Annotated in this window: 22 protein-coding genes; 3 read left to right on the top strand and 19 right to left on the bottom strand. The window is 42.2% G+C overall.

All coding sequences use genetic code 11. From position 1 onward, the window contains the following. Positions 1-296: 296 nt before the first annotated feature. The 15 genes from I2C87_RS09105 to I2C87_RS09035 all read right to left on the bottom strand — a co-directional run bounded on the left by I2C87_RS09105 (position 297) and on the right by I2C87_RS09035 (position 18528). On the bottom strand, positions 297-4787 hold the full coding sequence (locus tag I2C87_RS09105) for a S8 family serine peptidase (RefSeq protein ID WP_125336185.1): 4491 nt from the start codon (positions 4785-4787) through the stop codon (positions 297-299). Positions 4788-5038: 251 nt separating this feature from the next. Next, complete coding sequence (locus tag I2C87_RS09100) at positions 5039-5881, bottom strand: aldo/keto reductase (RefSeq protein ID WP_048789458.1); 843 nt, start codon at positions 5879-5881, stop codon at positions 5039-5041. A 1-nt stretch (position 5882) separates the two neighbouring features. Beyond that, positions 5883-6110, bottom strand: a complete 228-nt coding sequence (locus I2C87_RS09095) for a hypothetical protein (RefSeq protein WP_006597076.1) — start codon at positions 6108-6110, stop codon at positions 5883-5885. Positions 6111-6287: 177 nt separating this feature from the next. Then, positions 6288-7439 carry an N-acetylglucosamine-6-phosphate deacetylase gene (gene nagA / locus I2C87_RS09090; RefSeq protein WP_048789459.1) on the bottom strand — a complete coding sequence of 384 codons (1152 nt, stop codon included), beginning with the start codon at positions 7437-7439 and terminating at the stop codon, positions 6288-6290. Between the two features lie 455 nt (positions 7440-7894). Beyond that, complete coding sequence (locus I2C87_RS09085) at positions 7895-9526, bottom strand: Na/Pi cotransporter family protein (protein WP_195324678.1); 1632 nt, start codon at positions 9524-9526, stop codon at positions 7895-7897. A gap of 144 nt (positions 9527-9670) precedes the next feature. Further along, a complete protein-coding gene (gene rbfA, locus I2C87_RS09080; protein WP_006596876.1) occupies positions 9671-10021 on the bottom strand; it encodes a 30S ribosome-binding factor RbfA in 351 nt (116 codons plus the stop codon). Between the two features lie 73 nt (positions 10022-10094). After that, positions 10095-12818, bottom strand: a complete 2724-nt coding sequence (infB, locus tag I2C87_RS09075) for a translation initiation factor IF-2 (protein ID WP_195324676.1) — start codon at positions 12816-12818, stop codon at positions 10095-10097. 16 nt (positions 12819-12834) lie between these two features. After that, complete coding sequence (locus tag I2C87_RS09070) at positions 12835-13134, bottom strand: YlxQ-related RNA-binding protein (RefSeq protein WP_129270639.1); 300 nt, start codon at positions 13132-13134, stop codon at positions 12835-12837. After that, entirely contained in the window at positions 13127-13423 is a 297-nt protein-coding gene (gene rnpM, locus I2C87_RS09065) for an RNase P modulator RnpM (protein WP_006596879.1), read from the bottom strand. The genes I2C87_RS09070 and rnpM overlap by 8 nt, the downstream gene beginning before the upstream one ends. Before the next feature lie 10 nt (positions 13424-13433). Beyond that, positions 13434-14579, bottom strand: coding sequence for a transcription termination factor NusA (nusA, locus tag I2C87_RS09060; protein ID WP_006596880.1), 1146 nt, complete (start codon positions 14577-14579; stop codon positions 13434-13436). A 45-nt stretch (positions 14580-14624) separates the two neighbouring features. Further along, complete coding sequence (rimP, locus tag I2C87_RS09055; RefSeq protein ID WP_195324734.1) at positions 14625-15113, bottom strand: ribosome maturation factor RimP; 489 nt, start codon at positions 15111-15113, stop codon at positions 14625-14627. A 164-nt stretch (positions 15114-15277) separates the two neighbouring features. Next, positions 15278-15913 carry a tRNA (guanosine(46)-N7)-methyltransferase TrmB gene (gene trmB / locus I2C87_RS09050; RefSeq protein ID WP_195324674.1) on the bottom strand — a complete coding sequence of 212 codons (636 nt, stop codon included), beginning with the start codon at positions 15911-15913 and terminating at the stop codon, positions 15278-15280. Next, positions 15910-16704 carry a cell cycle regulator CcrZ gene (gene ccrZ, locus I2C87_RS09045; RefSeq protein ID WP_023022280.1) on the bottom strand — a complete coding sequence of 265 codons (795 nt, stop codon included), beginning with the start codon at positions 16702-16704 and terminating at the stop codon, positions 15910-15912. Before ccrZ ends, trmB begins: the two co-directional genes overlap by 4 nt. 40 nt (positions 16705-16744) lie before the next feature. Beyond that, the gene (locus I2C87_RS09040; protein ID WP_129270637.1) at positions 16745-17800 is read right to left on the bottom strand and encodes an ABC transporter permease; all 1056 of its coding nucleotides are present in this window, start codon (positions 17798-17800) and stop codon (positions 16745-16747) included. Then, positions 17797-18528 carry an ABC transporter ATP-binding protein gene (locus I2C87_RS09035; protein WP_125336180.1) on the bottom strand — a complete coding sequence of 244 codons (732 nt, stop codon included), beginning with the start codon at positions 18526-18528 and terminating at the stop codon, positions 17797-17799. The genes I2C87_RS09040 and I2C87_RS09035 overlap by 4 nt, the downstream gene beginning before the upstream one ends. Before the next feature lie 67 nt (positions 18529-18595). Between I2C87_RS09035 and I2C87_RS09030 the strand changes: the two genes are divergently transcribed. Together I2C87_RS09030 and I2C87_RS09025 are read left to right on the top strand one after the other, a co-directional pair. After that, on the top strand, positions 18596-19009 hold the full coding sequence (locus I2C87_RS09030; RefSeq protein ID WP_126403819.1) for an HIT family protein: 414 nt from the start codon (positions 18596-18598) through the stop codon (positions 19007-19009). Positions 19010-19021: 12 nt separating this feature from the next. Beyond that, entirely contained in the window at positions 19022-19318 is a 297-nt protein-coding gene (locus I2C87_RS09025; RefSeq protein ID WP_129270635.1) for a hypothetical protein, read from the top strand. Between the two features lie 59 nt (positions 19319-19377). Here the strand turns inward: I2C87_RS09025 and brpA are convergent, their stop codons facing one another. From brpA to I2C87_RS09005, 4 genes are all read right to left on the bottom strand, one after another. Next, positions 19378-20547 carry a biofilm formation/cell division transcriptional regulator BrpA gene (gene brpA, locus I2C87_RS09020; protein ID WP_195324672.1) on the bottom strand — a complete coding sequence of 390 codons (1170 nt, stop codon included), beginning with the start codon at positions 20545-20547 and terminating at the stop codon, positions 19378-19380. Then, positions 20544-21077, bottom strand: coding sequence for a GNAT family N-acetyltransferase (locus I2C87_RS09015; protein WP_195324670.1), 534 nt, complete (start codon positions 21075-21077; stop codon positions 20544-20546). The genes brpA and I2C87_RS09015 overlap by 4 nt, the downstream gene beginning before the upstream one ends. A gap of 2 nt (positions 21078-21079) precedes the next feature. Further along, positions 21080-21529 (bottom strand): tRNA (adenosine(37)-N6)-threonylcarbamoyltransferase complex ATPase subunit type 1 TsaE, encoded by a 450-nt coding sequence (tsaE, locus tag I2C87_RS09010; RefSeq protein WP_006596890.1) that lies wholly within the window; start codon positions 21527-21529, stop codon positions 21080-21082. 121 nt (positions 21530-21650) lie between these two features. Then, complete coding sequence (locus tag I2C87_RS09005) at positions 21651-23072, bottom strand: NCS2 family permease (RefSeq protein ID WP_154854892.1); 1422 nt, start codon at positions 23070-23072, stop codon at positions 21651-21653. Between the two features lie 254 nt (positions 23073-23326). Between I2C87_RS09005 and I2C87_RS09000 the strand changes: the two genes are divergently transcribed. After that, on the top strand, positions 23327-24139 hold the full coding sequence (locus I2C87_RS09000) for a Cof-type HAD-IIB family hydrolase (RefSeq protein WP_154854896.1): 813 nt from the start codon (positions 23327-23329) through the stop codon (positions 24137-24139). The last annotated feature ends 94 nt before the right edge of the window (positions 24140-24233 follow it).

Raw genomic sequence — 24233 nt, 5'->3', positions numbered from 1 at the left:
CAAAAAAACCGTGTCTTTGCTCCTAAGTCAAGTGACCTAGGGGCGTCAAAAACGCGGTTCCACCCTAATTTATTACTTCATTTTATTCTACTGTACTCAGCTATCTACTGAGAGAAAGCGCCACTTGCTTATCTTGTTCTGCTTGGCTTTCACTATCCCAAGCTCGCTAAAAAAACGCCATAAGCCTTTCTTTCTTGACTAGTATTATAGCAGATTTCTACTCTAGTGTAAACCAAAAACAAGTCCGAAACAGGTGTTTCAGACTTGTTGCAAATCCTTTCAAAGAAAGGTGACTGTTATGGGCGTTTTACAACCTTTGGTTTTTTCCCATTTAATTTTTTCTTAGCAGCTTTAACCTCAGCTAATACCGCCTTGACTTCCTGTTGACTGGCACCAGGATTAGCCAGTACAGCTTGAGCGCGGATAAAGGCTTGTAGGTAGTTTACCTTCACCTTATCTGCTGCATAGATAAACTTCGCATTCTTAGCTTGGAACTGGAGTTCTGCCGCAATCAATTTCTTCAGACTTGAAAAATCAGTTGTTTTTCCATTTAACTGTTGATCAGCCGCCTGGTAGTTCGCAAGTGCTTGGTTGATTTGCTCTTGTGTCACACCTTCACGGACGAGCAAGAGAGCCAATGCCTTAAAGCTTTGGTCAAAGGCACGTCGAGCGGAATCCTTAGCGTTGGCATAGCGACCTGTTTTTGAGGTTACATCATAGGCAGCAATGGCTGATTTTAGCGCTGTAAAATCAGACTCTTTTCCATCTAATTGACTCGTAACCAATCCAAGATTTGAAAAGATTTGGTTAACTTCTGCTTGTGATAACTTAGCCGCAAGAGCTTTCTGAGCTTCTTGATAAGCTGCATCATAGGCTAAACGTTTTTCACTCGTTGCATTAAAGTACTGAGGAGTGCTGGTCAAGTTAGCTTGTTGAGCCAACAATTGCAACAATTGGGTCTTAATGACTACAGAAAGTTTTGCGAGATTGTTTTGGTCTGCTAGAACGGTCACAGTCGGTGCATCCTCAAACAACTCATAACCTGTTGGTAGACTGACTGAAATCGTGTATGTTCCAACTGGGACATCTTTTCCAAAAGCATTCTTGCCATAGCGTTGAACTGGAAGAACAAAGGTTTCACCAGCTTGATTTTTCAAGACAACTGGTGTTGTTCTTGGTACTGCTTGATCAAAGACCAGGCTCAAAGGTGCAGTGACAATCTCTTTGGCCAAGAATTCGATGGTCTTAAAGCTGTCCTCTGCAGTGATTTCAAATTTCTGAGTTCGTTGGCTGACAAGTTTCAGATCTGATTTGTCATAGGCAAAGAGTTCTGCCACATAGCTACCAAACTTAAGGAAATTGATTTCTTTCCCTTTGTCTAAGTTGACATACTGTCCTTGATCATCCTTGATACGGTAGACAAAATCGGTATCTAATTCTTTATGTGTATCGGCATCTAGGACTGACACCTTAATCCGGCCACTATCTTCACTACCAGCAAAATCAGCAAGAGAAGCAAAATCGCGGTTTCCAGCGTAGTCTTCTACCACATAGTAAAGTAAGTCTTTACTGATTCCTTCTGGAAGAGTATAGCCACCATCTTCATTTGCCGTTAAATAGACACGGTTTTCAAAGCGACTAGTCTTCCCTAGGGCATCTTTCCCCTCCTTAACCAGGGTTCCTTCTTCATCAAAGGCCTTGACATAGAAGACTTGCTCTCGTAAGATTCCACCATTGCCAACATCTTTTGTTTTACGAGCATAGAAGGTTTCTACCCCATCCTTCTTGGTCGTATAACCTGAAGTCAAGATTGGTTTTTGGGTGTCAATTTGGAGATTAAAGCGAACAACTTGCTCCTCTGCTCCTGGAACGGCTGGCGTATAGCGAACTTCATAGACATAGTGGCCATCCGCTACCTTTTCACCCTTGGCATCCGTTCCTTCCCAAGCCGTATTGTCGACTAGATAAGATCGTTTCCCACGTCCGTCAAAATAATTCTTACGAGCAGAGAAAGATCCTGTACTTGACCAAATTGGATTAGCAAATGCTTGATCATCTGCCTTGTAGACAGCTGCTTTCATATTTTTTAGGTTTCGCAAGACGACTGCACGATACTGCACGTAATCTTTGTTCCCATCTCCATCTGGAGAAATAGCCAGACGGACATTTCCATCGGCATCCAAATGGAGGACGTTCAAACCTTCTGGTGTTTCCACTGTTCCAAGAACGATTGGGCTTCGTTCTGCTGTTTCCTTCTTAGCAGTCGTATAGAGCACATCATTCGCGTTTGAAACTAAAGAGGTGACGTTCGCATTGGATGGCACGTGTTTGGTTTCTGGAACATCATAGTAGAATCCTGATTTCCCTTCTCTTACCAAGTTGTAGATTGGTTTTTCAACCGCAGGGATATCTTGGAAAGAACCACGGAAGCCCATAAATGGAATGCTAACCACATCGCCATCATCTGCTGGATCCACAAAGCGAACAAATCCTTCTAGGAAGTAACCGTTCGGCATCAATTTAGTCAATTCTTCTGCAAACTTAGATGCATCGACAGTCACCGTCACTGTCTGACTACTATGGGCTTTTACAGTGACATTTGGCCATACAGTCTCTGTTAATTTCCGTGGCTTCAAGGTAAAGTGATCGTCTTTTACATCGTCGGTAGTGGTATTCACAATCATCTTCAACTCTCTATCAGTATCAGAAATATTATGAACAGTCACATCAAAACTGAATCGATCTTCCACATTACCAAGAGTTACGCTTGGGTAAGCATCTTCATTCGTTACATATAAATCTGTTGAGACGGCTGCAGCAGTATCTACAATCCCTGCCCCTTGTTGACGTACCGAAGTGTAGGCGCCCGTTTCTTTGTTGAAGTGCGGTTTTGCAGTTGACATGATCAAGGCCTTAACCGTTGCAGATAGCTCCTCTGGTGAAAGTTCTGGATGATGAGCTTGGAGGTATTCCTTCACCAAAGCTGATACCCCAGCCACATGAGGAGAGGCCATACTGGTTCCGCTGATACTGCCATAGCTATTATCATTTAGTGAAGAGAAGATCGATCCACCAGGTGCTGTGACATCCGGTTTTAATTGTCCATCCGTTGAGACTCCCCAACTAGAGAATTCAGACATCTTCCCAGCATCAGGGTTTGGACGGTTATCCAGACTACCATCAAAGACTATCTTGTAGTCTTTGTCTTTGATCGCTTCTCCATACCGCTTAGAAATAAATACCGCAGGAATCTTTCTCGCATCGCCTTCGAGACCCATTTTGACATTTGCACCTTCGACACTGTTATAAATGAGGGCGCCAATCGCTCCTTTTTTATAGACATTAGCGACCTTATCTGAGAAGGTGATTTCGCCACGTTTGATGAGGGCAACTTTACCAGTCAAATCGAGACCTTCTAAATCACTCTCACGCCCCAAACCAGCATCCACATAGTCATATTCTTTCCCATTTTCGAAATTGGCATCTGTTTCAGCTGCTGTATAGGTAAATTTCCCTTTATCCAAGTCGGCATTGTCTTCCAAACCACGCACTGTAAAGACTTCTTCTGTTACGAATGAATCATTTACTGAGGCAACTGAAATAGACTCTTCTACGGTTGAAGGACTACCCACGACTCCATAATCAGGGTTTTCAGCACTTGGGTTGTTATAACCGTATCCATAAGTATTGCTATTACCTGCCGCGATGACGACACTAACCCCTTTGGCGCGTGCTCGTTGAATCGCTTCTCTGACAGCAGGACTAGCATTCACTGTAGATCCTGTCCCAGATCCTAAACTCATATTAATGACATCGGCTCCCAATGCCACTGCGTCATCAATCGCTTTTACATAGACAACATCGCTGGTGGATCCACTACGATCAGAGAAAACCCGCATAAACATCACTTGGGCTTCTGGAGCAACTCCATATACGTAGTTGCCATCCCCAGCTTTTTTGTCAGGGTTCCCAGTCGCAATCCCTGTTACGTGCATACCGTGTGAATCATGGTCTTTTTCTTTGATATTGTCATCTCCATCCATATAATCATAGGCAAAGACGACCTTATCGTTGTACCATTTTCCGTAGTCAATTCCCGCTGCTTTTTTGGCAGCTTCTAATTCTGTTTGATTTTTGAATTTCCCTTTTGTAGGGTCTGAAATCCGCAATACTTCGTGGTAGACATCTAAACCAGAGTCAATGACCGCAACAACAGTCCCTTCACCCTTGTACCCTTTTTCCCAAGTTTGGGGCACATTAATAATCGTATTGCTGCTAATACTTAATGGTTTATCTTCAGCTTTCTTTTCGGTTCTTGCTTCCGTTACAGGTTTAGCCTCACTCTTCTCCTCTGTTGAAGAAGGTTTTGCTTCTGTTTTTTCCTGTCCTTCGGATGTTTTTTCTGCAGTTTTTTCTTCGGTTTTAGTTACGACTTCCGCTTGCTTTTCAGTAGCTTGAGCCTCTGTTTTTGCTTCCTGCGCAAGGACTTGGCTGTCTGATTCGACAGATGGAGTTGTTGCCCCTTTGTCTGAGGAAGCTAGCTCGTCAACAACTTTACCATTTTCAACTACTGAGCCTGTAGTCTGCTCACTTGCCTGATTCGTTACAGGAGACGCAGACTCACTTGGCGATATTGGATTTGCTTCTGCAGATGCAACGACTGCAGTCTCAGGCTGTTTCGCTTCATCAGCACTTACATTCCCTGCTCCAAAGACAAGAACAGATCCTAACAGCACCGATGCAACACCAAACTTATATTTTCTCAATGAGAAACGCTGTTTACTCATAAAATTCCCCCTATATACTAAATTATTCTTATTATACTCCTAATTTTTCAGAAAATTCACTCAACATTAACTTTGTTATCAAATTGTAATATTCCCGTACAATATCTTTAATTAGTTGTTTTTTGTTTGCTTTTTAATGGTTTTGATATCCAAATATTTAGATATTTAAAACAAATCATTCGTTTTTCATCTCGTTACACAAAAAAAGACAGTAAGAGCAAATTCTCACTGTCTATTAAAAACAAACAATCCTAAAAGTCTTTGGTATCTGGATTCGGTGCTCCTGCCTCTACTGGGATCTTCCGAAGAAGGTCACAATCTTCTGGGGATAATGCAATCGCAGAGCATTGTAGGTTACTTGCAATGCGTTCAGGAGTCACTGACTTGGGCAGAGGTAAAAATCCTTCTGCTAGACTCCAGGCCAACAGAAGCTGGGCTGGTGTCACGTCATACTGTTTAGCCAATGTAAGGACTGTCTCATTTTGAAACAACTCTCCTTGGCCAAATGGCCCCCAAGCTTCCAATAAAATTCCTTTATCACGACAATAACGGACTACTTCCTCTTGATAGACTCCAGGGGCCAAGCGAATCTGATTGACTGCCGGAAGAACTTTTGCACTCTCCAACAAAGCATCCAGGTGATGGGGCAGGAAGTTACTCACACCAATAGAGCGAATCTTTCCTTTTGCCTGCATATCTTCCATGGCTCTCCAAACCTCACGATTCCGTTCTTTCCAGGCCTCATTTTCTCGGTGAGTCACAGGATTCGGCCAGTGGATGAGGTACAAATCGATATAATCTAGTCCCAATTTGTGCAAAGATTCTTCTAGACCATTGACAGCATCCTCATAGGTGTGACGATTATTCCACAACTTGGTCGTTACAAAAAGCTCATCTCTTGGAATACCACTATCTTTGATAGCCTTTCCGATGCTTTCTTCATTTTGATAGATGGCTGCCGTATCAATATGGCGATAGCCCGCTTCTAAGGCTGCTTTTACTGCTTGATAAGCTTCCTCGCCATCTTTCGCCTTCCAAGTACCAAAACCAAGTACAGGAATGTGGCGTCCGTCATTTAGTTTGTAACTCTTCATCTTATTTCCCGTCACTTTCCTTTGTTTTTTCACCAGACTTAGAAGTCTTCGCATTCAAGCGCAACTTTGGCTTAAAGATATTTTCCTTCGGTTGCACCATCGATTTACTAAAAAAGGCATAGAGTAAAAAGGCACTACCTGCCACTAAAATGACGGGACTACGGCGCAACATACCGTAGATAAAGAAAAACAAGCCCATCAATAAAAAACGTACGTTTATCTTATTCATAAAACTACCTCGCGATTCAATTACTTTCATTATACCATGTATCAGAGCAAAGAGACAAATGGCTAGATCAAGGAATCCTATTCAAATAAGCTGAGACTTTCATCTCAGCTTATGGGATACATTCAATTTTTAGTTTGGCGAAAGCAAGCGATTCGTAGTTGAACCTCTTTTTCACCATTAAGCTTCAAATCGTTTTTGACCGTCTAAGAAGGTTGCTACCAACTCTAAATCTTTATCCAATACAATAAAGTCAGCGTCATACCCTTCACGGATTTGGCCACAGACATCATCAATATGGACAGATTTAGCAGGGTTGAGACTCGCCATCATGACCGCTTCATGAGGATTGGCAATGCCCCACTCAACAACATTCTTCAATCCATCTTTAAGCTTCAAGATCGAACCAGCCAGATTCCCTGTCGATTTCAAACGGGCTGTTCCATTTTCTACGACAACAGGGAATTCACCCAACATGTAGTCGCCATCTTCCAAGCCACCAGCTGTCATACAGTCGGTGATCAAGGCGATATTTTCCACTCCTTTTTGTTTGAGAAGGATGTCGCAGGCTTTTGGATCAACGTGATGGCCATCACAGATTAACTCTGCATAAGTATGAGGAAGTTGGTACATAGCCCCAACCATTCCCAACTCACGGTGCGTCAAACCGCGCATTCCGTTATAGGCATGCACCCAGACACTAGCCCCAGCATCCACTGCTTTTTTAGCTTCGTCAAAGGTTGCATTGGAGTGACCAAGCGCAACCGTTACCCCTTCTCCTGTCACTGTGCGGACAAAGTCTTCGACACCATCTCGCTCAGGAGCAAGGGCAATTTTATTGAGCAAGCCGTTGGCTACTTTTTGCCATGCACGGAATTCATCCATTCGAGGATCTTTCATGTAGGCTGGATTTTGTGCCCCTTTGTACTTCTCTGTAAAGTAAGGTCCTTCAAAGTAAATGCCACGAATCTTAGCACCAGATGCTTCTTGGTAGCGTGCTCCAATGTTTTCAGTTACTGCCAATAATTGCTCATAAGAAGAGGTCAAGGTTGTTGGCAAAAAGCTAGTGACCCCTGTGCTCAAGAGACCCTCACTCATAGTATGAAGAGTTCCCTCGATGTTGTTGTCCATAACATCAACTCCACCAAATCCATGGATGTGCGTATCGACCAAACCAGGAGCAATACTATAGCCTGTATAGTCCAAAACAGTAGCTCCCTCTGGTAGCTGATCTACATGTTTCCCAAATTTGCCATCAACTATTTCTAGATATCCTCCCTTACGAATACCATGGGGATAAAAGAATTGATCTGCTTGTATATAAGTTGTCATGGTGATTTCCTTTCTTTTTCTACCGATATATTCATACACATTATAATCCTTTGTACTGTATTTGTAAATGGTCTAGACCTATTTTATTTAAATATATTAATATTTCCTATAAATACGATAAAAAATCCAGTTTTTTTGAGCTGGATTTTAGATTGCATATAAAGTCTTCTTTAAAACTTTCCTTAGGTGAGTACGGACGTTAGGTGAAATTATCCAGTGGATGATTTCAGCAATCCAGGAAGTTCCATGACTTAGTTTTGAACCTACAGTTTCAAAACTCCCGAGTGGCTGAAACTTTAGCGTTTCAGCCACTTTTCTCACAGCGGAAAGTTATAAATTTGCTTAATTAATTAAAAATACAAATTATTTTTTTGAAAAAATTTTCTAGCTATTTTATGAAAAAAGTTTGTCTACATTCTAAAATCCAGTCCTAAAGAACTGGATTTTTCGTTTTTTTAGATCTGCTCTAATTGTACCTTCTCTGCTAAATTCATGGCATGGTCTGCGACACGTGTATAGTGAGAGATGATATCAATAAAGTTGACACCTGCTTGAGGTGTACACTCGCCCTTGTTCAGACGAGAAATATGTGTCTTCCGCAATTTCTTTTCGAGCTTTTCAATCGCCTGATGGCGCTGTTCCAACTCTGCGGCCAACTCTTGACTATCTTCTTCTACACTTCTAAGAGCATCTTTGACAAACGTCGCAGTTTGTTGGTAGATATCTTCTAATTCAGCCAAGGCATTGTCAGAAAAGACAACTTTCTTCCGAATGAGATAATCCGTCAAGTTGATCAAGGCTTCTGCGTGATCTCCAATCCGCTCCAAATCTCGAGAGGAATCCAAAATATTGGTCAAGGATTCGCTTTCTTTTGGACTCAAAGCTTCACTGGACAAGCGGATCAAGTATTTGGTCAACTGATCATCGATGGTATTAATCGCTTCTTCTGTTTTATGACCTTTTTCAGCCAACTTTTCTTCTTGATTCAAAATATAGCGATAAGATAAATCAAAAATCTTTTCAGCATAAGCTCCTAAGTGCAAGAGTTCTTTTTTGGCATTTCCCAAGGCAATCGAAGGAGCTTGAGTAATCAGATTTTCATCCAAGTAAAGTGGCTCGTATTTGACCACTTCATCCTCACCAGGAATCAATTTCGTCACAAAGTAAGCCAACGCCCCAATGAATGGGAATTGAACGATGGTGTTGGTCACATTAAAAGCACCATGTGAAAAGGCAATCGTCATCTCAGGTGAGAGATGCAACTGAGCTTGGAAGAACTCAACCATACTTGTAAATGGTCCCAACAAGATAATACAAAGAATGGTCCCGATGACATTAAATAAGACGTGGGTCGCTGCAACCCGTTTGGCAGAAACATTGGCTCCCATGGCAGCGATGATAACAGTGAGGGTTGTTCCGATATTATCTCCAAATAAGACCGGTAGGGCTCCCTTCAGATCTAAAAATCCTCCTGAGTAGAGACCTTGCAGAATTCCAATGGTTGCTGACGAAGCCTGGATCAAAACAGTAATAATGGCTCCAGCCAGCACTCCGAGGATTGGATTCTTTCCAAGGGTTACCATATATTGGCTAAATTCTGGTAACTCCTTCAAAGGACTCATCCCTGCACTGATGAGGTTTAAGGCATAAAAGATCCCCCCAACCCCAAATAAGATTCGACCGATGTTATTCGCCATCCGATTCTTGGTAAAGAAGAGACAGACTGTACCGACAAACATAATCGGTAAGGCATAAGTTCCCAACTTGAAACCAATGATGAAGGAAGTGACCGTCGTCCCGATATTGGCCCCCATGATGATCCCAATTGCTTGGCGTAGGGTTAAGAGGCCGGCACTTACTAATCCAACCGTAATAACAGTTACCCCTGTACTAGACTGGATAAGGGCAGTCACGACAATCCCTACGAGCACTCCTAGAAATGGATTACTGGTATATTTGTCGATATAGTAACGAAGGCGATCCCCTGCAGCCTGCTGCAAGCCATCACCCATGGTTTTGATACTATATAAAAATAGTCCCAAACCACCTAAGAAGTTAAATAAAATGTTCTGCCAATCAATGGACATTCCTTTTCCTCCATCATCATTCGATAAAAGTTTACTCACTCTATTTTAAAACATCCACCCCTTCGGCACAAGGTTTTTTTGAAATTTCTTCTGAATTTCGCCATAAAAAAACGATAGACTCTACAGAATCTATCGTTTTGTTCATTATTTTTTATCAAGATCGCGTAACATTTGATCAATTTTGTTTCCATATTCAATGGATTCATCTTTGACAAAGGTTAAATCTGGAATTTTGTACAATTTTAAATTCCGACCTAATTCGCGCTTGATGGTTCCTGTTGCTTTTTCCAGCCCTGTCTGAGCCTTTTGATTATCTGAAGCCAGATCACTCATAATCGAATAGTAAACCTTGGCCATCGACAAATCGCCTAGCATTTGAACATCCGTAATGGTGACGCCTTGGACACGCGGATCACGAACTTTCTTTTGCAAAATTTCGTTAACTTCCCGCTTGATTTCCATACCGACTCGGTCTGTCCGAAAATGACTTGCCATAGGAACTCCTTTCTGCTCTGTCTTTAAAAACTAGGAAACAGGAGATTTCTTACCTTCCTTCCTAGTTAACAGTTTATTTTTTAATTTCTTCCATGATGTAAGCTTCGATGGTATCATCAGTCTTGATATCATTGTAGCCTTCGATCATCAATCCACCTTCGCGACCGTTGGTCACTTCTTTGACATCATCTTTATAATGTTTCAAGCTAGCAAGAGCTCCATCATAAATGACGACACCGTCACGAATGACACGAACTTTGGAGTCACGAGTGACCTTACCACTGAGGACCATAAATCCACCGATAGTACCCACTTTAGAGACCTTAAAGGTTTCACGGATAACTGCTTCCCCGATGACTTTCTCTTCGAATTCAGGATCCAACATTCCCTTCATGGCATCTTCCATTTCTTCAATCACTTTGTAGATGATTGAGTGAAGACGGATTTCTACCTCATCAGCTTCTGCTTGCTGACGTGCTTGAGGCGTAGGGCGGACGTTAAATCCAATGATGAAGGCATTTGAAGCTTCTGCAAGGGTGACGTCTGATTCGTTGATGGCACCAACTGCTGAGTGAACGATGGTCACTTTCACACCTTCCACCTCAATCTTTTGAAGGGAAGCAGCAAGGGCTTCAACCGATCCTTGAACATCGGCCTTGATGATGACATTAACGGATTTCACTTCGCCAGCCTTCAAGGTATCAAAGAGATTTTCAAGGCTGACACGGTTGGTTGCTTGACGTTGTTTCATCAGCGCACGTTTCGCACGTTCTTCACCGGCTGCACGCGCAGATTTTTCATCTTCATAAACCGCAAAATGGTCACCCGCCATTGGTGCTTCATTCAAACCAGTGATAGAAACTGGAGTAGATGGTCCAGCTGCTTTCACACGACGGCCAAGGTCATTGGTCATGGCACGGACACGTCCGAAAGTATTACCAACAACGATTGGGTCTTGGACATTCAAGGTACCTTGTTGAACCAGAAGGGTTGCAACCGCACCTTTACCTTTATCCAAACGCGCTTCGATAACCGTACCGATGGCACGAACAGTTGGATCTGCCTTGAGTTCTTGGATTTCAGCCACAAGAAGGACCGTTTCCAAAAGTTCATCGATATTTTGGTTGAACTTGGCAGAAATTTCTACAAACTCAGAATCTCCACCCCAAGCTGTTGACATAACTCCATGCTCTGCCAATTCACCAATCACACGTTCTGGGTTGGCACCTGGTTTATCAATCTTGTTAATAGCTACGATGATTGGAACGTTCGCTGCTTTTGAATGGTTGATGGCTTCGATGGTCTGTGGCATCACCCCGTCATCTGCTGCTACAACCAAGATGGTAATATCCGTAACAGAGGCACCACGCGCCCGCATAGAAGTAAAGGCCGCGTGTCCAGGTGTATCCAAGAAGGTAATCTTCTTGCCATTTTCCACGATTTGGTAAGCACCGATATGCTGGGTGATTCCTCCCGCTTCACCTGTTGCTACACGTGAATTACGAAGGGTATCCAAAAGGGTTGTTTTACCATGGTCAACGTGTCCCATGATAGTGACAACTGGTGGGCGTTCTACCAACTCATCTGGGTTCAAATAACCATCTTCAACGAAGAAGCGTTCGATATCCGCATTGTCCACTTCAACCTTTTTCTTGGCTTCAATTCCATAATCTACTAACAGAAGTTCAATGGTATCACCATCCAAGGATTGGTTTTGTGTCGCCATCACTCCCATCATGAAGAGTTTCTTAACGATTTCCGCAGGCTCACGCTTAATCCGTTTTGCGATTTCCGCAACCGTCATTCCATCTGTGTACTCAAGCTCACTTGGCAACTCATGGAATTTACGCTCTGTTACTGGTTTTGGAGCTTCATTGCGGTTATTCTTTCCTTTTTTATTCTTTTTGTTGTTGTTCCAGTTACTATTTCTTTGATTTCTCACTTGGTTTTGACTACTTCGATTCTTTTGTTGTTTTCTTGGACCATCTTCTTCGCGATCAAAATCTTCACGTTTTTTGTCTGGTCTAGCTTGCTTTTTCCGACGTGTATCAACTGCTGCAGGACTTGGAGCCGCTACCGGAGTTGCCTTCACTGCTTCTGCCTTTGGTTGTGGAGCAACAACTTCAGTCGTAACTGCCTCTTCGCGCTTACGACGTTGTTGACGGTCTTGCTCTACCTTGGCTGCCTGGTTTTGCTTGTAGCGTTCTTCACTACCACGTGCATATTCTGCATTTTGCTCTGCCTTTAATGCTGCCGCACGGGCTTTGAAGTCAATCTTCGGTGCGCCATTTACAGGATTTGGACGTCCTTGACCGTTTCCAGCTTGGTCACGGCGACGATCATTCCCTTGGTTCCGGCGGTCATTTCCTTGATTTTTTCGCTCATTACGATTTTGGAAACGTTCCCCATCCCGACGGTCGTTTTGTTGTTTCTTAGGTCGATTTCCTTGTTGTTGACGACGTTCCGCCTGCTCTTTTGCACGGGCTTCGCGTTCCGCCTTGAAATTACGACTCTTTGGCTTCACAACAGGTGCTGCCGCTGTTTCCGTTGTCTTTTCTGGTTGGTTTGCAACAGGTTCTTTTGCAACCGATGCAGCTTTTACTTGTTTTTCTTCCGTCACTTTAGGAGTTTGGGGCGCCTTTGATGCAAAACTATTGACCAAACGCTCAACCGCTTCACCTTCGATACTAGAAGCGTGACTCTTTACCTCCAACCCTAATTCTTTGGCCCGTGTGACGACTTCTTTACTTTCCTTGCCTAGTTCTTTGGCAATCTCATACAATCTTTTCTTAGACAATTGCTGTCCTCCTCTTCTATTCCATAAGAGACCTCATTTTCTTTGAAAATCCAGCATCTGTCACGGCCGCTACCTTTCGTGAGCGACCAATGGCAGTACTTAATTCTAGTGTTGAAAACACGGTTAATACCGGAATGCCATAATAGTGGCATTTATCTGTGATTTTTTTGGTAAGATTGGGAGCTGCATCATCTGCTAGAAAGACCAAACGAGCCTTTCCTTCTTGAATAGACTTGATGACCAACTCTTCTCCGGAGATGATTTTCCCTGCTCGCTGAGCCAATCCCAATAAATTACTGACTTTTTGCTTATTCAAGGCCTAACTCTCTTCTTTTCACCTTATGATCCACATAAGCAATCAATTCGTCGTAGAAAGCTTCATCCACTTCCATGCTAAAGCTGCGATTGAAGACTTTCTTCTTCTTGGCTTGAAGTGCTTCCTCGTTATCGAGCTTGATATAAGCACCACGACCATTTGCTTTCCCAGTTGGATCGATAAAAACTTGACCTTCTTTATTTTTTACGATTCGCAAGAGATCTCGTTTATCGATGACCTCATTTGAAACGACAGACTTGCGTAAAGGGATTTTTCTTGTTTTTACCATGATTCCCTCCCTATTCGTCTACAGAATTCAAATCACTTTCTACTTCTTCAAAAGCAGGTTCTTGACTTGCTTCCATTTCTTCGTACTCACTAGCTGATTTGATATCAATCCGGTAGCCAGTTAAGTGAGCCGCCAAGCGCACGTTTTGACCACGACGACCGATTGCAAGAGATAGCTTGCTATCTGGTACTACCACAAGGGCATGCTTGCTGTCTTCTTCATCAAAGATGACTTGATCGACCTCAGCAGGCGCGATGGCATTGTAGATAAATTCTGCTGGATCTGGTACCCACTCAATGACATCAATGTTTTCTTCTGTTGGGACCATACGATCCAATTTCTGATCATAACGAGCTGGGTGGAACTTGCTAGTAATCTTTTTGATATTCGATCCACCACGACCAACGATGGTTCCAATCGCATCTACGTTTGGATTATGGCTACGAACAGCCACCTTGGTCCGGTCTCCAGCTTCACGCGCCACGCTCATGATTTCAACGGTTCCATCATAGACTTCAGGGATTTCTTGTTCCATCAAACGTTTGATCATTTCTGGATGGCTACGACTTACGAAAACGTTGACCCCACGAGGATTGTCTTCTACTTTGTAGACAAATACTTCGATGCGATCATGAGATTGGAAGACTTCACCCGGGATTTGGTCTTGTTTAGACAATTGAGCTTCGATAGACCCTAAATTTACATAGATAAAGCGATTATCAAAACGCTCAACCGTTCCACTCATAATTTCATTTTCATGTTCTTTATAAGTGTTGTAGGTAATCGCACGAGTTTGCTTGCGCATTTTTTCCATGATGGTTTGTTTGGCAGACTGGGCTGCGACACGACCAAACTCAGCAGGTGCTTCTTCAAATTTGATTTTGTCTCCCAATTCATAGGCAGAGCTAATCGCAAGAGCATCTTTCAAGCTAATTTCTAACCGGCTATCAAATACTTCATCCACTACTTCACGAACAGTATAAACGCGGAAGTCACCAGTCTTTTCATTAAATTCGATAGCCGCACTTTCTGCTTGACCATACCGTCTCCGATAAGCCGAACGCAATGATTCTGTGACAGCTTCAATGATATCTTCTTTTTTGATTCCTTTGTCTTCTTCCAAGATGCGAAAAGCATCTAGCATTTCTTTACTCATTCTTTTCTTGCTCTTAGGCTACTAAGAGCCTTCCTTTCTTTTCTGCTATAGTTTGACAGCTAGTCTTGCTTTTGAGACAAGACTATAGGGGATTTCAATGGTTTTCTTTCTGGTTTTGTCCATGTATTCCATGGTCAATTGGTCATCTTCGAACTTAAGGAGTGTTCCTTCAATGACCTTTTGTTTGTCAACTGCCTTGTACAAGCTGACATGGATATATTTACCCAGAGCTTTTTCCACTGCATCTTTGGTTTTTAAGGGACGCTCCAAACCAGGACTCGTCACTTCTAGGAAGTACTGTTCTGGGAATGGATCTGGTTGAATCTGATCCAACAGAGGACTAATCACTTCTGTTAAATCTGCTGTATCATTCAGGGTAATACCACCTGGCTTATCAACAAAGATACTTAGAACATAATCTCCTCCCATCTTTCCATATTCCACATCCACCAATTCAAATGGAGCTTGGATGGCTGGTTGAAGAATTTCTGTTACTAATTCAACAATTGTTGCGATAGGACAACACCTCCTCACAGACAAGAGGCGAAGATATGTCTTCGCCTCTCCTTTTCTATTCGTTTTAAACATTCTAGCACAAGTTCCGTCAAAATGCAAGAATTTCGCCTTCCTCATTCATCCAGCTTTTATCCAAAAGAAAAACGCCTCCTTTTCAGGAGACGTCAATCCTTAACTAGACTTTAAAATTGTGCTTCAACCCGATAAATGACCTGACCCTTACTTGAGAATTTCTTTTCATATTCGGTCATGACATTTCCCTCAAAATCACTAGCATGAAGATCTAGCCAGACACCCTTCAAGGTCATTCCATACTGAGAAAAACTCACCAAACTGTATTCAAAGAGTCCTCGATTGTCCGTCTTGAAATGAATCTCACCATGCTTTGGCAAAATCTGTTTGAAGGTATCTAAGAAACTCTTGTAGGTTAGACGACGTTTTTCATGGCGTTTCTTCGGCCAAGGATCTGAAAAATTGAGATACAATTGATCAATCTCACCGTCTTCAAAGTAATTGGTCAAGCTATCCCCGTCTACCCAAAGCAACTTGATATTGGGAACGTTAGCTTCTAACACCTTATCCAAAGCATAACTTAATACTGATTTTTGAATATCAATCCCGATATAGTTAATGTCTGGATTTTGTTTTGCCATTCCAGTGATAAAAGCTCCTTTACCACTTCCCACTTCAATATGAATAGGATGGTCATTTCCAAAAATCTCATGCCACTTCCCTTTGGCTTCTTCTGGCTTCAAAATGACATATTGCGGATTGGCTTCTAATAATTCGGTTGCACCTTTACGGTTTCTAACTCTCATGCTTCCTTCCCATATTTTGACCGGAAATTACGCAAGGCATAAATTTCCCGGTTCACATTCTCTAAATCATTGTTTTCATAGTATTTTACAATCTGACAAAGGAAAGAGTATTGACCAAACCAGTACAATTTACCAAATACAGTTTCATTGTACTTATAGCCGTAATAGACCAACCAATCCTGCCACTGGGAATCTGGAATGTAGTGACTTAAAACATGAGCCACATCCATCATCCGATCTGTTAAGCGGACAGAATCCCAATCAACCAAGTAGATAAATCCACTGTCCGTCTCAATCCAGTTACTGTGGCGTACATCTCCATGAACAATGGTCGCATAATCCTCTCGAAAAGCTGGAACAGTCTGTCGTAAACTCTTTAATACAGATTGCAAATAATTGTTTTGACGCAAAGCAATTGGCAACTGACTGCTCAAAGAATTCAATAAATCCAATGGCGATTCAGCTGTGTAGCCCAACTTTCTCAATTGCGTCATCAAGGGGCGTGAACGGTGCAAACGAGTCAGGATATGAACCACTTGCTTTTTCCCCATCCCATTTGGAGTTAAAATTTCTCCATTTAACCATTCTTGTGCGCTCATCACATTTCCGTCAGGTAAGCGTCGGCTCCATAAGAGTTGTGGAGCAATTTGTTCTTTAGCTAACCCTGCTAATATTGGAGTCGTATTCATTTTGACAAATACTTTCCCCCCATCCGGATAAGTCCCCATAAAGGCTTTTCCGCTTTTACCAGCAATTGGGGTTAACGTTAGCTCTTTTTCGTTCGAGTCCATCTCTTCCTCCGTAAAAAGTTTCCCATCTATTTTACTAATTTTAAAGCGTTTCGTCAACTAATCGTCTCACCTTGAAAGGTGCATAACCATAGGCTAAAAAGGCTGTGAAAGCTAGCAAGGCTAGGACGAGAATTTTCTCTTCAAAGACCAGTAATCCCAGTCCTCCCTCGACAAGAACCACAAACAAAGTCACCGATTGAACTGTTTGAAGAAGCCCTCGTGTTTTAGCACTGATTTCCAAGGGGAAGAGTCGCGTTAAATATTGATAGTCAAAGGCCTTGTAGAGTCCGAGCAATTGAAAAACAAGTAAATAATTCAAGAGCCCCGCGACGGCTACTGCTACTAGCGTTTGCGGGATGAAGACAAAGACAGCGATTGCTATTCCTAATAGACGCAGACTCATGGAAAACAGATCTCCATTTCTGAGATAAGAACGGAGATACAGGTTGTTCCAAGTCTTGAAACTGACTTTCGGAACCATGCTTGTTAGTCTGTCTAAGTAGGCCCGCCGTTTCACGCTATTCGTCATTCCTTTTACTGTGGTAAAAAGGGCGAAAAATCTTAGAATCCTTTGCTTTCTCTGGTTTTCTAGCTCTACGATTCGCTTCCAATCAAGACCCGCCTGGTTATAGAATCTTTTCCCCTTCCCTTGAAAAACAAGAACCTTCAACAAGAAGAGAATAGCCAAATAAACCACTACAATGGTCAAAGACAGTCCTAAAGCCAAAGCCAAAGGGACAAATAGAACAAGCACAAGGGTTTGTACAATTCCCCAGAAAATAGTCGCTCGTAAGATCTGTTGGTTCAAATAGCCTTTCAATTGCTCTTCTTTTGCCAGAAGGAAAATCATGTCTGGCTTCTCAAAATAGGTTGCGATGGAACCAATTGGAAGCAGGAGCAAAGGAGCAAGGGCAAGTACAAGGAGGAGAAGGCTCTTATCTTCTGGTAGGGAGCGCAAAAATTGACTGTACTGAACCGCTAAAAAGCCCAGAAAGATCAGGAGAAAGAGGACAAAGTGATCATTAAACACATAGCGAGAATATTTTAAGCACTGATTGCGAAAGGTCGTCTTCCTCTTTTGTAAAACTTCAATCATCGGTCAGCCTCTTTTGTTAGTGCAAGGTAAATTTCATTCAAATCGGCATCTGCCATTCCAAATTCTGTCCGCAAATCCTCTAAAGTCCCCTGAGCACGGACCTGTCCCTTATGGAGGATGACAAAGGCATCACACATTTTTTCAGCAGAATCCAGAACATGGGTACTCATTAAAATAGATTTCCCCTTCTCTTTTTCCACCTTCAATAATTGAATTAAATCTGAGATCGCAACTGGATCCAAGCCTAAGAAAGGCTCATCGACAATAAACAAACTTGGATCAACAGCAAAGGCACAAATAATCATGACCTTTTGTTTCATCCCCTTAGAAAAATGGACAGGAAACCAATCCAATTTTTCCTCTAGTCGAAATTGCTTCAAGAGAGGAGTCACACGCGCAAAAACCGCTTCCTGATCTAAGTCATAGGCCATCGCCACTGTCTCAATATGCTCACGCAGGGTTAACTCTTCATAAAGGCTCGGTGTTTCAGGAATATAACCAATTTTTTGGCGATAAGCACTTGGAGAAGTAGCTAAAGTCAAACCATCAATCCGGATTTCGCCAGCATAGGGACGTAATAGACCTATAATTTCATTAATGGTCGTTGATTTCCCTGCTCCATTCAAGCCAATCAATCCAATCAATTGACCATCGCCAACCTCAAAACTAACATCTTTTAAGACAGGGATATTGACATAGCCTCCTGTCAGGTTTTTTATTTCTAACATATTTTCTGAGCTTTCTGGTATAATGTTCTTATATTATAACAAAATCTAGCGAAATTGAGGTACATTTATGGTTTCGGATTGTATTTTTTGTAAGATTGTTGCCGGAGAAATTCCTGCTTCTAAGGTCTACGAAGATGACCATTTTCTTGCTTTTTTAGATATCTCACAGGTCACTCCAGGCCATACCCTTGTGATTCCAAAAAAACACGCCCGTAATCTATTGGAGATGACACCAGATGAAACGGCTGCCCTTTTTAACATCGTTTCAAGAGTCACCAAAAAAGTGGAAAGTGCTACACAGCCTCAAGGAATGAATATCATTAGTAACATGGAAGAAATTGCGGGTCAGTCTGTCTTCCACACCCACGTGCATATTCTTCCACGCTACTCTCAAGAGGACGACCTAAAGATTGATTTCATTGCCCACGAACCTGATTTTGACCGCCTTGCCCAATTAGCCAAGGATATCTCAAACCATTAAAAGGAGCTTACTATGAAATTAAGAGATCTATTTTGGTTTGCGACTGGAGCAACCATCAGCTATCAACTTGTTAAACATCGCGAACCACTGAAAAATGAATTCAACGAAACCAAACAACTCACGGATGGAATTCAATCAAACTTTTCTAAAATCAAAAAAAACATTGAAATCATTCAGGAGCAAAGAGTCCTTTTAAATCAATTACTGGAAGACTTCTCCTATAAAGCAAGGATCTTCTCTCAGCAAGCCAATGCTTCTGTAGAACAAATCCAAACTATTTGGTCTGAGAAATCCAATGATCATGAATAAGCAAAAAAGGTTTTGAGATAGTCGTCTCAAAACCTTTTTATTTTTAAAAGTATTTGACTTTAGTTTCCTCCAGCACCAGCTACCGTTGTATCCGTATAAGCTGGCACTGTCGGTTGGTTTGGCGTAACTGCTTCTGAGCTTACAGAAGTTTCTGGAACATAGGAAGGATCATAATATCCTCCACCAGTATCCTGGCTCGCCTCTACTGGACTTTCACCACTTTCTGATGAAACGCTTCCCCCAGTTTCGTCGCCATCCAATAGAACGGCACTTGTTTTGAGCTTGCTTACAGGTGATAAGCCCAGACTTTTACGCAGGATATTCTGCATCTTCAACAGGTGTTCTGAAGTAACGATTTGGTAACTTCCACCATCCGCTAGGGTGGCATCTTCCCCTTTCAACTGTTCCATACGGATGTTCTTCAAGGCATCTCGATACCCCATCAACTGCATCAAGCTATTCGTATCCAAGGAGATATTGGTCTGCATATTATCACTAACTGCTTCAATAATTCCTTGATAGTTGCTCAGACCATCCAAAGTCAATACTTTCTTGATGATCTTTTCGATGACTTCCCGTTGGCGTTTTTGACGGCCATAGTCTCCTTCTGGATCTTGGTAACGCATCCGTGAGTATACCAAGGCTTGCTCTCCATCAATCTCTTGACGACCTGGTGGAATTTTCGCTGTGTATTCCGGTTCATTTTCTTCAATCGAAATATCAAAATCAAATGGATTGTTTACCGTGATACCGCCGACCTTATCAACCAGTTGGACCAGGCCTTTCATATTGATCATCGCATAACGGTCGATATGAATATTCATCAAATCTTGGATGGTTTTAATGGCCAATTCTGCTCCACCTTGAGCATAAGCCGCATTTAGCTTAGCTTGTACAGTTTCTCCATCTTGCGTAATATTGGTCAAGATATCCCGTTCCAAACTCATAATCGTTGTTTCACGCGTCTGTGGATTCACTGTCACGAGAATCATGGTATCACTATTCCCTACCCACTGATCCTCTCTTGAGCCTGATCCAGTATCGACCCCCATGAGCAAGATGGTCATTGGTTTGTTTTCTGCGATGACATTGTTTTCATCGCCAATCCCTTTATAAGTCTTACTCAACGAATTTGTCGACTGATTGAGGATGGTTAGCCCATAGGCTCCAAGCCCGATTGTCGTTACGGCCAACAAACTAAAAAACATTAATAGAATTTTTTTAATCATAGATTCTGTCCATCTATCAGTTTGCCCATTAGGTAAACATCCAGATATTCCCCTTCCTTGTATACGCCCCTCTTGCGGAGACCTTCAATTTCAAATCCTAGCGTTTGGTAGAGATGGATGGCCCGTTCATTTCGAACTTGGACACTGAGGTCTAATTTCCGAAGGAGGTTAGTACCTTCTGCCCATACGATTCCTTCTTCTAGGAGAATACGACCCAAGCCTTTATTCCAATAAGCCTTTCGAACAACGATAAAGAGATCTCCAATATGACGCAAGGCCCTATTTTGATCCGCCGCAATATTTAAGACGCCTACCAAATCCTCACCCAAGTATAACAAAAGACATAATTGGTTGTCTGTTTGTGCTTGTGTTTCAGCAAAGATTTCTAACTCTTGCTTGGTCATCCCAAGCCCTTCTGGAGCCAAGGTCATAAAATCCGATTCAGTCGCCACATCTTTAAAAAAGTCAAGTAAGTGTTGCGCATCCGAAGCCTCAGCCTCTTTTAAAAAGAGATCCAATACCTGTTCCATCTTCAAGCTCCTACAGAAGTTAGAAATGAGTCCTTTAATTGTTCTGCACGTTCACCGACAGCTGACAAGCGTATCTCACGTCCGTCGCCGTCCTTGAGCAGTTCAACCTTTAAATATCCAGCAGGAAGACTGGTCTCTAGCAGTTCGCCCCACTCAATAACGGTCACCCCTTCACCAAATAAAAAGTCATCCAAATCAATCGAATCTGGATCGTCTCCAATACGATAGACATCCAGGTGATACAAGGGCAAGCGACCTTCATATTCTCTCACAATGGTATAAGTGGGACTTTTAATCATCTGACGAATATCCAACCCTTGAGCTAGGCCTTTTGTAAAGGTTGTTTTCCCAGCCCCCAGATCCCCTGTCAGAATCACGACATCCTGTTTTTCTAACCGTTGACCCAACTGTTTTCCAAGGGCCATCAACTCTTGTTCATTTTGACTTTTCATTGCTCCATTATACCAAAAATAATTGATTCTTGCCCACTATTTTTAGTCGATTACCTTCAGCCTCACCTGAGACAATCAAAAAAGCTTGGACGATTTGTCCAAGCTTTCTTCTATGTTCATTCTAGTGCAAGGCCATACTGATAAAGTTCAGAATAAACAAGGCATCTAGAATCCAAATCATACTGTGAACCTCTTTGGCTTCACCTTTGACAAGTTTAGTTACTGTATAAGTAATAAAACCTGCTGCAATCCCATTTGTGATGGAATAACTGAATCCCATAAAGATAGAGGTAAAGAAGGCTGGTACAGCTTCTGCCATATCATCCCAATGGATGTTTTTCAAGCTACTCAACATCATGATCCCAACGATGATCAAAATCGGTGCTGTCGCTGCTGTCGGTACAATAGCAAGAAGGGGACTAAAAATACTTGACACTGCAAAACAGAGGGCTACGACAAGGGCTGTCAAACCAGTCCGTCCACCAGCTCCGATACCCGCAGCTGACTCAACATAAGTCGTTACATTCGAAGTACCTGCAATAGCACCAACAGATGTCGCTACGAGGTCTGAATAAAGGGCTTTATCCAATTTAGCGGATTGATGATTTTCACCATTTGTGGCAACAATACCAACTTTTTCACCAGTTCCAATCAAGGTACCAATCGTATCAAAGATATCTGTCAAGGAGAATGCCAAGATGGCCATCAAGGTTTCAGGAAGACGAGAAGTATTGGTAATCAAAGAACCTAATCCTTCTGAACCAAGTGCAGCTCCAAAAATTTTGCCAAGATCATTGACAGCTGCTCCAAGATGGGTACTACCAAAGTCAATCGTTGAAAGATCAACAATTCCAAACACAATACCGAGGATTGTTGTCGTAAGGATAGAAAGGATAATTCCTCCTTTAATGCCCTTGATGACAAAGAAAACAGTAATGGCTAAGCCAGCCAAGGCAAGGAGGACTGTCGGACTATTGAAACTAACAAGTCCTGGGACCGCTGCAGAATTTGCTGTAATCGCTGCATTCGCTTTGTCAGCCCCTTCTCCTGCCACCGTATAGGTATGCGGATCAATCGAAAACTTCAACAAGCCAGCATTTTTAATTCCGACATAGGCCAAGAAAATTCCGATACCAGCTGAGATAGCTGAACGCAAAGCATTTGGAATGGACTCAATAATCATTTTCCGAACATTGGTTAATGTGATAATCAATGAAATTAGTCCGCAAATAAAGACCATTCCCAAGGCTTCTTTCCAAGAATAGCCCATCCCAAATACCACTGTAAAGGTAAAGAAGGCGTTCAAGCCCATCCCTGGTGCTTGGGCATAAGGCAGATTCGCATAGAAAGCCATCATGAGAGTCCCAACGACTGAACCAATAATGGTTGCTAGAAATACTCCTTGAGCAGGCATTCCTGTTTGGGAAAGCATTTGAGGGTTTACAAACAAGATATAAGACATGGCAAAGAAGGTCGTTAAACCAGCTAATACCTCTGTACGAACCGTCGTTCCGTGTTCAGATAGTTTGAAAAACTTATCCATTTTTCCAATAAACTCCTTAAAAAAAAATAAATCTGCTCGCGACTCAATCACGAACAATACCAATATTTTATCAAATATTATTCACTTTTACAAGAGATTCATCTGGACAATCTTTCGTGTCATATCATCTTCTATCCGAAAGACTGAAATTTTCCTGTTTATCTGGTATAATGGTAGCATTCTTCTTAAAATATGGCACTTCTATACTCCTCATTTAGAGTAAGATAAACCATACAAATGAAAGGAATCTTCCTATGAATAAAAAACTAATCGCTGTCGATTTAGATGGCACCTTATTAAATTCTGAAAGCAAATTATCGCCTTATACGATTGACACCATCCAGAAAGTCAGTGAACAAGGTCACCGGGTCATTATTACAACTGGGCGTCCCTATCGAATGGCAGATCACATCTATAAGGAATTGGGATTGGAAAGTCCCATGATTAACTTTAACGGCGCTCTCACTCATATTCCAAATAAAAAATGGTCGAAAGAACTATCCATGACCCTTGATAAAAAATACCTCCTAGATATGGTCGAGAGAGAAAATGACATCCAGGCAGACTTTATTGCAGGAGAGTATCGCAATAAGTTCTATGTCACCCACACCTACCACCATACGATTGATCCCGCCTTATTTGGGGTTTCTAAAATCTCCTCCAAAACAAAATTCGAAGCTCGTAAAGTTACCGAAAACCCAAACGCCATCCTCTTTCAAACACGCGCTGAAGACAAGTATGCTTTAGCCGAAGAAATGCGTGACTACTACCATCATGAGTTGGAAATCAATAGTTGGGGCGGTCCCCTCAACATTCTGGAATGTGCTCCAAAAGGCGTCAATAAGGCCTTTGCCCTCAACTATCTCCTCGAGACTTACGGACTTGATCAGAAAGATCTGATTGCCTTTGGAGACGAACAAAACGATACAGACATGTTGGCTTTCGCAGGAACTGGTTATGCAATGAAAAACGCCAATCCTGTCCTCCTCCCCTATGCCGATAAACAAACAGAGTATACAAACGATCAGGACGGCGTTGCTCGTCAACTAGAAAAACTCTTCCTATAAATAGAGAATCGCTTGAATCACCTTTTACAAGAAAGGATTCAAGCTTTTTGTTTTCTCAAACATACGGAACCTTATTGGGGCCTTTCCTGAAAAC

Source organism: Streptococcus sp. 1001283B150225_161107_H12 (genome assembly GCF_015552665.1).
Classification (GTDB): Bacteria; Bacillota; Bacilli; order Lactobacillales; family Streptococcaceae; genus Streptococcus.
The sequence above is the reverse complement of the archived record's forward strand: the minus strand, read 5'-3'. Positions and strand labels throughout refer to the sequence as shown.

Coding starts and splice junctions, on each gene's coding strand:
- I2C87_RS09005 (WP_154854892.1), bottom strand. CDS start 23,072: ATGGATAAGTTTTTCAAACTATCTGAACACGGAACGACGGTTCGTACA.
- I2C87_RS09095 (WP_006597076.1), bottom strand. CDS start 6,110: ATGAATAAGATAAACGTACGTTTTTTATTGATGGGCTTGTTTTTCTTT.
- I2C87_RS09015 (WP_195324670.1), bottom strand. CDS start 21,077: ATGGAACAGGTATTGGATCTCTTTTTAAAAGAGGCTGAGGCTTCGGAT.
- tsaE (WP_006596890.1), bottom strand. CDS start 21,529: ATGAAAAGTCAAAATGAACAAGAGTTGATGGCCCTTGGAAAACAGTTG.
- I2C87_RS09085 (WP_195324678.1), bottom strand. CDS start 9,526: ATGTCCATTGATTGGCAGAACATTTTATTTAACTTCTTAGGTGGTTTG.
- I2C87_RS09105 (WP_125336185.1), bottom strand. CDS start 4,787: ATGAGTAAACAGCGTTTCTCATTGAGAAAATATAAGTTTGGTGTTGCA.
- I2C87_RS09025 (WP_129270635.1), top strand. CDS start 19,022: ATGAAATTAAGAGATCTATTTTGGTTTGCGACTGGAGCAACCATCAGC.
- trmB (WP_195324674.1), bottom strand. CDS start 15,913: ATGAGAGTTAGAAACCGTAAAGGTGCAACCGAATTATTAGAAGCCAAT.
- I2C87_RS09030 (WP_126403819.1), top strand. CDS start 18,596: ATGGTTTCGGATTGTATTTTTTGTAAGATTGTTGCCGGAGAAATTCCT.
- ccrZ (WP_023022280.1), bottom strand. CDS start 16,704: ATGGACTCGAACGAAAAAGAGCTAACGTTAACCCCAATTGCTGGTAAA.
- nusA (WP_006596880.1), bottom strand. CDS start 14,579: ATGAGTAAAGAAATGCTAGATGCTTTTCGCATCTTGGAAGAAGACAAA.
- nagA (WP_048789459.1), bottom strand. CDS start 7,439: ATGACAACTTATATACAAGCAGATCAATTCTTTTATCCCCATGGTATT.
- brpA (WP_195324672.1), bottom strand. CDS start 20,547: ATGATTAAAAAAATTCTATTAATGTTTTTTAGTTTGTTGGCCGTAACG.
- I2C87_RS09000 (WP_154854896.1), top strand. CDS start 23,327: ATGAATAAAAAACTAATCGCTGTCGATTTAGATGGCACCTTATTAAAT.
- I2C87_RS09035 (WP_125336180.1), bottom strand. CDS start 18,528: ATGTTAGAAATAAAAAACCTGACAGGAGGCTATGTCAATATCCCTGTC.
- rnpM (WP_006596879.1), bottom strand. CDS start 13,423: ATGGTAAAAACAAGAAAAATCCCTTTACGCAAGTCTGTCGTTTCAAAT.
- rbfA (WP_006596876.1), bottom strand. CDS start 10,021: ATGGCAAGTCATTTTCGGACAGACCGAGTCGGTATGGAAATCAAGCGG.
- I2C87_RS09040 (WP_129270637.1), bottom strand. CDS start 17,800: ATGATTGAAGTTTTACAAAAGAGGAAGACGACCTTTCGCAATCAGTGC.
- I2C87_RS09100 (WP_048789458.1), bottom strand. CDS start 5,881: ATGAAGAGTTACAAACTAAATGACGGACGCCACATTCCTGTACTTGGT.